The sequence below is a fragment of the Dactylosporangium sp. NPDC006015 genome (genome assembly GCF_040614215.1).
In the GTDB taxonomy this organism is placed as follows: domain Bacteria; phylum Actinomycetota; class Actinomycetes; order Mycobacteriales; family Micromonosporaceae; genus Dactylosporangium; species Dactylosporangium maewongense.
Map to the genome: position 1 here is coordinate 10,946 of NZ_JBEXUD010000056.1, position 13,379 is coordinate 24,324.

Sequence of the window (13,379 nt, forward strand, 5' to 3'; positions counted from 1 at the left end):
CCCACCGCTTTCAGAAAGGTCCGGTCACCGATGAACGAAGACAAGCTGCGCGAGTACCTCAAGCGCGTGACGGTTGATCTGCACCGGACCAGGGAGCGGCTCAAGGAGGTCGAGGACCGGGCGCAGGAGCCGGTCGCGATCGTCGCGATGAGCTGCCGGTACCCCGGCGGCGTCCAAACACCCGAGGACCTGTGGCGGCTCGTCGCCGACGGCCGCGACGCCATCGGACCGTTCCCGGACAACCGCGGCTGGGACCTGGAGAACCTGTTCCACCCCGACCCGGACCACCGCGGCACCTCGTACGGCAGCGAAGGAGGCTTCCTCTACGACGCCGACGAGTTCGACCCGGCCCCGTTCGGCGTCTCACCCCGAGAGGCGCTCGGCATGGACCCGCAGCAGCGGCTGCTGCTGGAGACGGCGTGGGAGGCGTTCGAACGCGCCGGCCTGGACGCGGCCACGCTGCGCGGCAGCCGCACCGGCGTGTTCGTCGGCGTCATGTACAACGACTACGGCGCCCGCCTCCGCGAGATCCCCGAAGGCATGGAAGGGTACGTCGGCAACGGCAGTTCACCCAGCATCGCCTCCGGCCGCATCGCCTACACGTTCGGCCTCGAAGGACCCGCGGTCACCGTCGACACCGCCTGCTCGTCGTCGCTGGTCGCGCTGCACCTGGCGGCGACGGCGCTGCGCCGCGGCGAATGCGGCCTCGCCCTCGCCGGCGGCGTGACGGTCATGTCGACCCCGAACACGTTCATCGGCTTCAGCCGGCAGCGTGGCCTGGCCGCCGACGGCCGCTGCAAGTCGTTCTCCGACGACGCCGACGGCACCGGCTGGGGCGAGGGCGCCGGCCTGCTGCTCCTGGAGCGGCTGTCGGACGCCGTCGCCAACGGCCACCCGGTCCTCGCGGTCCTCAGAGGCTCCGCCGTCAACCAGGACGGCGCGTCCAGCGGCCTGACCGCCCCGAACGGCCCCTCCCAGCAGCGCGTCATCAAGGCCGCCCTGGCGAGTGCCGGCCTCGCCCCCGCCGACGTCGACGTCGTGGAGGCGCACGGCACCGGCACGAGCCTCGGCGACCCGATCGAGGCGCAGGCGCTGCTGGCCACCTACGGTCAGGGGCGCGACGAGCCGCTGTGGCTCGGGTCCGTGAAGTCGAACCTCGGCCACACCCAGGCGGCGTCCGGCGTCGCCGGCGTCATCAAGATGGTCCTTGCCATGCGGCACGAGCGGCTGCCGAGGACCCTGCACGTCACCGCCCCGTCGTCGCATGTGGACTGGTCCGCGGGCGCGGTCCGGCTGCTGACCGAGGCACAGCCGTGGCCGTCCACCGACCGCCCGCGCCGGGCGGGGGTGTCGTCGTTCGGGGTGTCCGGCACCAACGCCCACGTCGTGATCGAGGAGCCGCCGGCCCGAGCGGACACGGCCGCCCCGGCGGGGGAGCGGGTCGCACCGCCGGTCGTGCCGTGGCTGCTGTCCGGCCGCACCGCGGCGACGGTGCCCGCGCAGGCCCGCCGGCTCGCCGCCGCCCTGGACGCGGCGCCCGGCCTCGAACCGGCCGACGTCGCGTTCACCCTCGCGACGGCGCGGACCACGACGGAGCACCGGACGGTCGTGCTCGGCACCGACCGGACCTCGCTGCGGGCGGCACTCGACGACCTCACGGTCACGGGTGTCGTGACGCCCGGCCGCTCCGCGATGCTGTTCACGGGTCAGGGTGCGCAGTGGTCAGGGATGGGTCGAGGTCTCTACCAGGCGTTCCCGGTCTTCGCGGCGGCGTATGACGAGGTGTGCGCCCACATCGAGGGTCTGCGCGACGTTCAGGGCGACCTGCTCGACGAGACACAGTGGACGCAGCCTGCGCTGTTTGCCGTTGAGGTCGCGGTGTACCGGCTGCTGGAGTCCTGGGGTCTGCGCCCCGATCACCTCCTCGGTCATTCGATCGGTGAGCTGGCCGCCGCCCACGTCGCTGGGGTCTGGTCGCTTGAGGACGCCTGCAAGGTGGTGGAGGCTCGCGGCCGCCTCATGCAGGCGCTGCCGGCCGGTGGTGCGATGGTGGCGATCCAGGCTTCGGAGGAGCAGGTCCGGGCGGCGTTGGTCGACGGTGTTTCGCTGGCCGCCGTCAACGGCCCGGACGCCGTGGTCGTGTCGGGTGACGAGGAAGCGGTCGAAGCGGTCGCCGCGGGGTTCGCCAAGACGCGCCGGCTGAAGGTGAGTCACGCGTTCCACTCGGCACGCATGGACGGGATGCTCGACGCGTTCCGTGAGGTCCTGGCCGCCGTGAAATTCAACGAGCCGGGGATTCCGATCGCGACCACGTCCACTGGCGACGTCACCGACCCGGAGTATTGGGTGGGTCAGGTTCGCGGGACGGTCCGGTTCGCCGAGGCCGCTTCCAAGTTGACCGCGAAAGGCGTGACCAGGTTCCTGGAGGTCGGTCCGGACGGGGTGCTGTCGGCAATGGTCGACGGGGTCCCCGCCATGCGGAAGGGTCGCGACGAGCCGCTGACGCTGATGACCGCCGTCGCACAGATGCACGTCACCGGCTGGTCCCCGGACTGGACGCGGGTCCTCGGCGGCAACGTCGTCGACCTGCCGACGTACGCGTTCCGCCGCACCCGGTTCTGGCTCGACGACCCCGCCGCCCGCGCCGACGCCGCCGCGGCCGGGCTGCTGCCCGTCGACCATCCGCTGCTCGGCGCCGCGCTCGGCCTCGCCGACGGCGGCGGCTTCGTCTTCACCAGTCGGCTCTCGCTGCGCGACCAGCCGTGGCTGCGCGACCACGTCGTGCTCGGCGTGCCGCTCGTGCCCGCCACCGCCCTCGTCGACCTGGCGCTGCGCGCCGGGGAGATGCTCGACTGCGGGCGCCTCGACGAGCTCGCCGTGGAGGCCCCCCTGGCGCTGCCCGACCCGGGCGCCGTGCACCTGCAGCTCACCGTCGGCGCTCCCGACGACACCGGGGCCCGCCCCGTCGCCGTGTACTCCCGCGGCGCCGACGACACCACCGCCGACTGGACCCGGCACGCGACCGGACGGCTGCAGCCCGGGCAGAACCGGGACACCACCGACCTGACCGCCTGGCCGCCGCCCGGCGCGACCCCGGTCCCCGTCGACGGCTTGTACGACACGCTCGCCGGCGCCGGACTCGACTACGGTCCCGCGTTCCGGGGCGTGCGGGCCGTCTGGCGCCGCGACGGTGACCTGTTCGCCGAGGTCGCGCTCCCCGAGACGGCCCGCGACGACGTGAACCGCTTCGGCGTCCACCCCGCACTGCTCGACGCCGTCCTGCACACCCTGAGCCTGGCGGAGCACGCCGCCGGCGACACGCTGCTGCCGTTCGCGTTCCGTGGCGTCTCCCTGTGTACGACCGGCGCCGTCACCGTCCGCGCCCGCCTCACGCTCACCGGCGCCACGACCGTGGCCGTCGACGTCGCCGACCAGACCGGCCGGCCGGTGGCGTCGATCGACGCGCTCGACCTGCGCCCGGTGACCGCCGGGCAACTGGCCGCGGGCCGCGCCGCCGACCTGTTCCGGCTCGACCTCGTCCCCGCCCGCCCCACCGGCGGACACCGGCACCGCTACGCCGTGCTCGGCGCCGACCCGTCCGGGGCCGCCGCGGCGCTGGCGGAGGCCGGTGCCACGGTCGACGCGTACGCCGACCTCACCACGCTCCGCGCCGCCGTCGCCGGGGGAGCTTCCGCGCCGGGCCGCGTCGTGGTCACCATCGACGACGCCCGCGACGACCTCGTGGCGGCCGTGCACCGGCGGACCTCCGCCGCCCTCGCAGTCGTCCAGGAGTGGCTCGCCGACCCGCCCGCCGGGGCCGCGCTGCGGGTCGTCGTGCCCGCCTCCGGAGCGGACGCGGTCGCGTCGGCCGGCGTGGCCGGGCTGATCCGCTCCGCGGAGGCCGAGCACCCCGGGACGTTCGGGGTCATCGAGGTCCACGACCAGGAGCCCGCCGGCGAGGCCCTCGCCACCGCCTTTGCTGTTGACGAGCCGACCGTCACGGTCCGCGGCGACGACGTGCTCGTCCCGCGGCTCGCCCGGGCCGTCGCCGCCGCGGCGGAAGCAGCGCCGGCAGCCACGTTCCACGGTGACGGGACCGTGCTCGTCACCGGCGGGCTGGGAGGGCTCGGCGCCCTCGCAGCCCGGCACCTCGTCACCGTCCACGGTGTCCGGCACCTGCTGCTCGCCGGCCGCCGCGGCCTCGACACCGACGGCGCCGCCGCGCTGCGCGACGAGCTGGCCGGGCACGGCGCCACCGTCACCGTCGCCGCCTGCGACGTCGCTGACCGGGCCGCCGTCGCCGCGCTCCTCGCCGCCGTGCCCGCCGAGCATCCCCTGACCGCCGTCGTGCACACCGCCGGGGTCGCCGACGACGCCGTCGTCACCGACCTCACCGCCGACCGGGTCGCCGCGATCCTGCGCCCCAAGGCCGACGGCGCCCTGCACCTGCACGAGCTGACCAGGGGCCTGCCCCTGACCGCGTTCGTGCTGTACTCGTCGCTCGCCGGGATCCTCGGCGGCGCCGCGCAGGCCGGGTACGCCGCCGCCAACAGCGTCCTGGACGCCCTCGCCGCCCAGCGCCGCACCGAAGGGCTGCCGGCGCTGTCGCTCGCCTGGGGGCTGTGGGACACCGCCAGCGGCATCACCGCCCACCTGGACGACGCCGACCGCCGCCGTCTCGCTCGCAACGGCGTCGCGCCACTGCCGGCCGCGGACGCGCTCGACCTGCTCGACCTCGCCTGCGCCGCCCCCGCCGCCCTGGCGGTCCCGGCCCGGCTGCACCCCGCCGCCGGCGGTCCCGCGGTCCTCAGTGGACTCGCGGGCGCCGCCGGGCGGCGGGCGGCCCGCGGCGATGACGACGACACGCTCCGGCAGCGGCTGCGGCGGATGCCCGACGGCGACCGGATCCCGGCACTGCTGCGGCTGGTGCGCGGCGAGGCGGCGACCGTCCTCGGGCACGCCGCCGGCGACGACGTCGACCCGCACCGCGGGTTCCTGGAGGCCGGGTTCGACTCCCTCACCGCCCTCGAACTGCGCAACCGGCTCGCCGCCGCGACCGGGCTGACGCTGCCGGCCACCGTCCTGTTCGACCATCCGGCGCCGGCGGCGATGGCCCGGCACCTCCTCGACGAGCTGCACCTGGCGCCCGCCGCGGTCACCGCACCGCCCGCCACCGGCACCGCGCCGGCCGCCGACGAACCGGTCGCGATCGTGGCGATGAGCTGCCGGTACCCGGGCGGCGTCGGCAACCCGGAGGACCTCTGGCGGCTCGTCGCCGACGGCATCGACGCCGTCGGACCATTCCCCGGCGACCGCGGGTGGCCCGTCGACCGGCTCTACCACCCCGACCCCGATCACCGCGGCACCAGCTACGCGCGTGAGGGCGGCTTCCTGTACGACGCGGCGGCGTTCGACGCGGACTTCTTCGGCATCTCGCCCCGCGAGGCCCTCGCCACCGACCCGCAGCAGCGGCTGCTGCTGGAGACGTCGTGGGAGCTGCTGGAGCGCGCCGGGATCGACCCTGCCACGCTGCGCGGCACCTCGACCGGGGTGTTCGTCGGCCTCATGTACAGCGACTACGCCGCCCGCGTCCACGACGTCCCCGACGGCCTGGAAGGGCACCTCGGCAACGGCAGCGCCCCGAGCGTCGCCTCCGGCCGGGTCGCCTACACGTTCGGGTTCGAAGGACCCGCGGTCACCGTCGACACCGCGTGCTCGTCGTCGCTGGTCGCGCTGCACCTGGCGGCGGCGGCGCTGCGCCGCGGCGAGTGCGGCATGGCCCTCGCCGGCGGGGTCACCGTCATGTCGACGCCCGGCACGTTCGTCGGCTTCTCCCGCCAGCGGGGCCTGGCCCCCGACGGGCGCTGCAAGGCGTTCTCCGACGACGCCGACGGCACCGGCTGGGGCGAGGGCGTTGGCCTGCTGCTCCTGGAGCGGCTCTCCGACGCCGTCGCCAACGGCCACCCGGTCCTCGCGGTGATCAAGGGCTCGGCCGTCAACCAGGACGGCGCCTCCAGCAGCCTCACGGCCCCGAACGGCCCGTCGCAGCAGCGGGTGATCCGGGCCGCGCTCGCCGCCGCGGACCTCCAGCCGTCCGACGTGGACGCCGTCGAGGCGCACGGCACCGGCACGAGCCTCGGCGACCCGATCGAGGCGCAGGCGCTGATCGCCGCGTACGGACCCGGCCGGCGGACGCCGCTGCTGCTCGGGTCGGTGAAGTCGAACCTCGGCCACACCCAGGCCGCGTCCGGCGTCGCCGGCGTCATCAAGATGGTCCTCGCCATGCGGCACGGCCAGCTGCCGCGGACCCTGCACGTCGCCGCCCCGTCGTCGCACGTCGACTGGTCGTCGGGCGCCGTCGAGATCCTCACCGACGCCCGGCCGTGGCCCGCCGCCGACCGTCCGCGCCGGGCGGGGGTGTCGTCGTTCGGGATCTCCGGTACCAACGCCCACGTCATCATCGAGGAGCCGCCCGCCGCCGTGCCCCCAGAGGGGGAGCGGGTGGCGTTGCCGCTGGTGCCGTGGCCGGTGTCGGCCCGCACCGCGGACGCCCTCGACGGCCAGGTGTCCAGGCTGCGTGAGGTCACCGAGAATCCAATGGACGTTGGATTTTCCCTGGCGACCGGCAGGTCGATGTTCGAGCACCGGGCGGTGCTGCTCGGCGACGCGGTGATCCGCGGCCGGGCCCGTGACGGCGGAAACGCGATGCTGTTCACGGGTCAGGGTGCGCAGTGGTCGGGGATGGGTCGCGGTCTGTACGAGGCGTTCCCGGTGTTCGCCGCGGCGTATGACGAGGTGTGCGCGCTCGTCGAGGTGGATGATGCGCGGCTGGACGAGACGCAGTGGACGCAGCCTGCACTGTTCGCCGTTGAGGTCGCGGTGTACCGGCTGCTGGAGTCCTGGGGGCTGCGACCCGATCACCTCCTCGGTCATTCGATCGGTGAGCTGGCCGCGGCGCACGTTGCTGGGGTTTGGTCCCTTGAGGACGCCTGCAAGGTGGTCGAAGCGCGGGGCCGGTTGATGCAGGCGCTGCCGGCCGGTGGTGCGATGGTCGCGATCCAGGCCTCGGAGGAGCAGGTCCGCGCAGCTCTGGTGGACGGTGCGGAGATCGCCGCGGTCAATGGCCCGGACGCGGTCGTGGTCTCCGGTGACGAGGCCGCGGTCGAGGCGGTGGCGGCGGGGTTCGCCAAGACGCGGCGGCTGCAGGTGAGCCATGCGTTCCATTCGGCACGCATGGACGGGATGCTCGACGCGTTCCGCGAGGTCCTGGCCACCGTGAAATTCAACAGGCCTGGGATTCCGATCGCGACGACGTCCACTGGGGACGTGACCTCTGTTGACTATTGGGTGGCGCAGGTCCGCGGGACGGTCCGGTTCGCGGATGCGTTCGCCACGCTCAGCGCGCAAGGCGTCAACCGGTTCCTGGAGGTGGGTCCCGACGGGGTGCTGTCGGCGCTGGTCGACGGCATCCCGGCGATGCGGAAGGGCCGCGACGAAGTCAGCACCCTGATGACCGCGGTCGCCCGGGCCCACGTCGCCGGCTGGTCCCCGGACTGGACCCGCGTCCTGGCCGGCGGACGCCGTGTCGACCTGCCCACGTATGCGTTCCAGCGGCAGCGGTACTGGCTGGACGCCGGCACCCCTGCCCTTCCGACCGTCGACGGCTGGCTGTACCACGAGACGTGGACGCCGCTGCCGCACCGGGATGCCACGCTGCACGGCACGTGGCTGGTGGTCGGTGGCGGATCCGAGGCGGTGGTGGCGGCGCTGGCGGCGGCGGGCGCCGAGACGGTCACCCTGCCGGTCCGCGAAGGACGCCTGCGGGAGGAGTCGTTCGCGGGCGTGGTGGCGTTGCCCGCCGATGCCGCCGAGGCGCTCACCTTCGTGCAGACCCTCGGCGACATGGGGCCGCTGTGGTGTGTGACCCGGGGTGCTTCGACGGATCCGGTGCAGCGCGCGGTCTGGGGTCTCGGCCGGGTCGTCGCGCTGGAGCACCCGGACCGGTGGGGCGGCCTCATCGACATCGACGACACGGACGTGGCGCTGCTGCCGGGCATCCTCGCCGGCACCGAGGACCAGGTGATGGTCCGGTCCGGCACGGTCCACGCCCGGCGTCTCGCCCGGGCCGCGACCACGGCCGGGTGGCGCCCCTCCGGCACGGTCCTGGTCACCGGCGGCACCGGCGCCCTCGGCCTCCACGTCGCCGGGTGGCTCGCCGCGGAAGGCGCTTCCCGGATCGTGCTGGTCAGCCGGCGCGGCCCTGACGCCGTACAGGTGGACATCCCCGGCGTCGAGATCGTGGCCGCGGACGTCACCGATCCTGCCGCCGTCGCCGACCTGGTCGCCCGCTACACGCCAAACGCGGTCATCCACGCCGCCGGTGTCCTGGACGACGGCACCGTGGATGCGTTGACGCCGGAGCGGATCGCGACGGTGATGGCGGCGAAGGTCGACGGCGCCAGACACCTTGACGCGGCCACCAGGGATCTGCCGCTGGACGCGTTCGTGCTGTTCTCGTCGTTCGCGGGGTCGGTGGGGTCGGCGGGTCAGGGCAACTACGCGGCCGCGAACGCCGCCCTGGATGCGATCGCCGAGGAGCGCCGCGCCGCCGGACTTCCGGGCGTCTCCATTGCGTGGGGGCCGTGGGCCGGCGATGGCATGGCGGGGGATCTCGGCGAGCGGCACCGCCGCGGCGGCGTACGCCCGATGCACCCCGCCACCGCCGTCACCGCGCTCGCCCGTACCGGAGCCGACGCCACGCTCGTCGTCGTCGACATCGACTGGGACACGTTCGGGCCCGCATTCACCGCGACCCGGCCCGCGCCGCTCATCGACGGCCTCGCCCCGGTCAAGGCACCCGCGTCAGAGCGGCACTTCGCGGACGTGCCCGACGGTGAGCTCGCCGGGCACCTCCTCGACCTGGTCCGCGGCCACGCCGCCACCGTCCTCGGCCACGCCGACGCCGCCGCGATCCACCGCGACCGGGCATTCCGCGACCTCGGCTTCGACTCGCTGACCGCCGTCGAGTTCCGCAACGCGCTGACCGCGGCCACCGGCGTCACCCTGCCGACCACCGTCGTCTTCGACCACCCGACGCCGGAGTCCCTCGCCGGGCTGCTGCTGTCCCAGATCACCGGAGCCCGGGCCACGGACACCGTCCGGGCCGCGGTCCCGGCCGACGAGCCGGTCGCGATCGTGGCGATCGCCGGCCGGTTCCCGGGCGCGGCGACCCCGGAAGCGCTGTGGGAGCTGCTCGCCGAGGGGCGCGACGGGGTCCGCGAGTTCCCCGCTGACCGCGGCTGGGATCTCGACTCCCTCTTCGACCCGGACCCCGACCAGTCCGGCACCTCGTACGCGCGGGTCGGCGCGTTCCTGCCGGACGTCGCCGGGTTCGACGCGGGGTTCTTCGGCATCTCGCCGCGTGAGGCCCTGGCGATGGATCCGCAGCAGCGGCTGCTGCTGGAGTCGTCGTGGGAGCTGTTCGAACGAGCCGGGATCGACCCCGCCTCGCTGCGCGGGACCGCCACCGGCGTGTTCGTCGGCACCAACGGCCAGGACTACCCGACGATGCTCGCCGCCGCCGAGGAGAACGTCGAGGGCTACCTCGGCACCGGCAACGCCGCCAGCGTCGTTTCCGGGCGGCTCTCCTACACGTTCGGGCTCGAAGGACCGGCGGTCACCGTCGACACCGCCTGCTCCGCGTCGCTCGTCGCGCTGCACCTCGCCGCGCAGGCGTTGCGGCGCGGCGAGTGCGGCCTCGCCCTGGCCGGCGGCGTCACGGTCATGTCGACACCGGGCGCCTTCGTCGAGTTCTCCCGCCAGCGGGGCCTCGCCCCGGACGGGCACTGCAAGGCGTTCTCCGACGACGCGGACGGCACCGGCTGGGGCGAGGGCGTCGGCCTGCTCCTTGTCGAGCGGCTCTCCGACGCCGTCGCCAACGGCCACCCGGTCCTGGCGGTCGTTCGCGGAACTGCGGTCAACCAGGACGGTGCGTCCAACGGTCTGACGGCCCCGAACGGCCCGTCACAGCAGCGGGTGATCCGGGCCGCCCTGGCCGCCGCAGACCTGGACCCGTCCGACGTGGACGTGGTGGAGGCGCACGGCACCGGCACCAGCCTCGGCGACCCGATCGAAGCCCAGGCACTTCTCGCCACCTACGGGCAGCACCGGCAGACCCCGCTGTGGCTCGGGTCGGTGAAGTCGAACCTCGGCCACACCCAGGCCGCCGCCGGCGTCGCCGGGATCATGAAGATGGTCCTCGCCCTGCAGCACGAGGTGCTGCCCCGGACCCTGCACGTCACCGCCCCGTCGTCCCATGTGGACTGGTCGGAGGGTGCGGTCGCGCTGCTCACCGAGGCGCAGCCGTGGCCCTCCACCGACCGGCCGCGCCGCGCCGGGGTGTCGTCGTTCGGGATCTCCGGCACCAACGCCCACGTGATCCTGGAGGAGGCGCCCGCGACCCCGCCGGCCGCCGCGCCCGAACCGCTGCCGATGGTGCCGTTGCCGCTGTCGGCGCGGACCCCGGAGGCGCTCGACGCGCAGGTGACCCGGCTCCGGCAGGCGACCCTCGCCGATCCCGTCGACGTCGGCTATTCCCTCGCGACCGGACGGTCGGCGTTCGATCACCGGGCCGTCGTGCTCGGCGACGCGGTGATCCGCGGCCGGGTTACTGAGGGCGCGTCGGCGATGCTGTTCACGGGTCAGGGCGCGCAGTGGTCCGGCATGGGCCGCGGTCTCTACGAGGCGTTCCCGGTGTTCGCCGCGGCGTATGAAGAGGTGCGCGCCCACGTCGAGGTGGACGATGCGCGGCTGGATGAGACGCAGTGGACGCAGCCTGCCCTGTTCGCGGTTGAGGTCGCGGTGTACCGGCTGCTGGAGTCCTGGGGTCTGCGCCCCGACTTCCTCCTCGGTCACTCGATCGGCGAGCTGGCCGCGGCCCACGTTGCCGGGGTCTGGTCGCTTGAGGACGCCTGCAAGGTGGTGGCCGCCCGCGGCCGGCTCATGCAGGAGCTGCCCACGGGTGGCGCGATGGTGGCGATCCAGGCCTCCGAGGAGGCGGTCCGGGAGGTGCTGGTCGGCGGTGCGGAGATCGCCGCCGTCAACGCCCCGGACGCCGTGGTGGTCTCCGGCGACGAGGACGCCGTCGAGAAGGTCGCGGCGGGGTTCGCCAAGACGCGGCGGCTCAACGTGAGTCACGCGTTCCATTCGGCGCGGATGGACGGGATGCTCGACGCGTTCCGCGAGGTCCTGGCCACCGTGAAATTCAACAAGCCTTGGATTCCGATCGCGACGACGTCCACCGGCGAGGTGACCGACCCGGAGTACTGGGTGGGGCAGGTCCGGGGGACGGTCCGGTTCGCCGACGCCGCCGATCGTCTCAAGCAGAAGGGCGTGACGCGGTTCCTGGAGGTCGGCCCCGACGGGATCCTGTCGGCGCTGGTCGACGGCATCCCGGCGATGCGGAAGGGCCGCGACGAAGTCAGCACCCTGATGACCGCGCTCGCCCGGGCCCACGTCGCCGGTTGGTCGCCCGACTGGACCCGGCTCCTGGCCGGTGGCCGGCGCGTCGACCTGCCCACGTACCCGTTCCAGCGGCAGCGGTTCTGGCCGACGGTCCGCCGCGGCACTGCCCCCACGTTCGCGAGGTGGTTGCAGCGGGAATCCACTGTGGATGGCTGGCTGTACCGCGAGGACTGGACGCCGCTGCCGCACCGCGAAGCGACGCTCACCGGCACCTGGCTCGTGGTCGGTAGTGGCTCCGATGCGGTCGTGGCGGCGCTGGCGGCGGCGGGTGCCGAGACGGTCGTTCACAGCGACCTCCCTGACGCTTCGTTCACGGGTGTGGTGGCGTTGCCTGCCGATGCGGCCGAGGCGCTCACCATCGTGCAGTCGTTTGGTGACAAAGGGCCGCTGTGGTGCGTGACCCGGGGTGCGGCGACGGATCCGGTGCAGCGCGCGATCTGGGGTCTCGGCCGGGTCGTCGCGCTGGAGCACCCGGACCGGTGGGGCGGCCTCGTCGACCTCGACAGCGACACCGACCTGTCCCTGCTGCCCGGGGTGCTTGCCGGGGCCGAGGACCAGGTCACCGTCCGGTCCGGCACACCCTACGGCCGGCGCCTCGTCCCGGCGACCGCGACGCAAGGGTGGCGCCCATCGGGGACGGTGCTGGTCACCGGCGGCACCGGTGCCCTGGGCGGGCACGTCGCGAGGTGGCTGACCGCGGAAGGCGCGTCGAGGGTTGTGCTGGTCAGTCGCCGCGGCTCTGACGCTGTACAGGTGGACGGTGTCGAGGTTGTTGCCGCTGACGTCACCGATCCCATCGCTGTCGCCGATCTGGTCGCCCGGTTCACGCCGAACGCGGTCATCCACGCCGCCGGTGTCCTGGACGACGGGACCGTGGATGCGTTGACGCCGGAGCGGATCGCGACGGTGATGGCGGCGAAGGTCGACGGCGCTAGACACCTCGACGCCGCCACCAGGGATCTGCCGCTGGATGCGTTCGTGCTGTTCTCGTCGTTTGCGGGGTCGGTGGGGTCGGCGGGTCAGGGCAACTACGCCGCGGCGAACGCTGCCCTGGACGCGATCGCCGAGGAGCGCCGCGCCGCTGGGCTCCCGGCGGTGTCGATCGCGTGGGGGCCGTGGGCGGGTGACGGCATGGCGGGCGACCTCGGCGATCGGCACCGCCGCGGCGGCGTCCGGCCGATGGACCCGTCCGTCGCCGTCACCGCCCTCGCGCGGACCGGCGCCGCCGCGACCGTCGTCGTCGCCGACATCGACTGGGGACGGTTCGGGCCCGGGTTCACCGCAGGACGCCCCGCACCGCTCGTCAGCGGGCTGTACACGCCGCCCGTACCGCAGAACGACACCGAGACGTGGGACCTGGCCGGCATGCTCGACCTGGTGCGCCGGCAGGCCGCCGAAGTCCTCGGGCACGGCGGCACCGAACTCGTCGAGCCCGGACACGCGTTCCGGGACCTCGGGTTCGACTCGCTGACCGCCGTCGAGTTCCGCAACGGGCTCGCCGCCCGCACCGGCCTGAAGGTGCCGGCGACCGCCGTCTTCGACTACCCGACGCCGGCCGCGCTCGCCGCCCACCTGCACGCCGAGGCGACGGGCGGCGCACCGGAAAACCCCCAGCTATCGATCCTCGCGGACCTCGACAAGGTCGAAAACCTGATTTCGGTGATTTCCCCAGAGGATGACCTGCACGCTGCCGTGCGCACCCGGCTGCATGTGATGCTTTCGAAGCTCGACAAGGCGCGCACGACGGAATCAGAATCGGCCACCTCACTGCGGTTCGACGCGGCGACGGACGACGAGCTCTTCTCGTTCATCCACGAGGAACTCGGTCGGTCATGAGGTGAGCCCGGGGCGACGGG

Annotated in this window: 1 protein-coding gene; it reads left to right on the forward strand. The window is 74.1% G+C overall.

Annotated features, from left to right (window positions below):
• Positions 1 to 30 precede the first annotated feature (30 nt).
• Positions 31 to 13,359 (forward strand): SDR family NAD(P)-dependent oxidoreductase, encoded by a 13,329-nt coding sequence (locus ABZ321_RS50520; RefSeq protein WP_354903546.1) that lies wholly within the window; start codon positions 31 to 33, stop codon positions 13,357 to 13,359.
• Positions 13,360 to 13,379: the final 20 nt, after the last annotated feature.

Bases quoted from the DNA above. Each gene is read 5' to 3' on its own strand.
- ABZ321_RS50520 (WP_354903546.1), top strand. From the start codon at position 31: ATGAACGAAGACAAGCTGCGCGAGTACCTCAAGCGCGTGACGGTTGAT.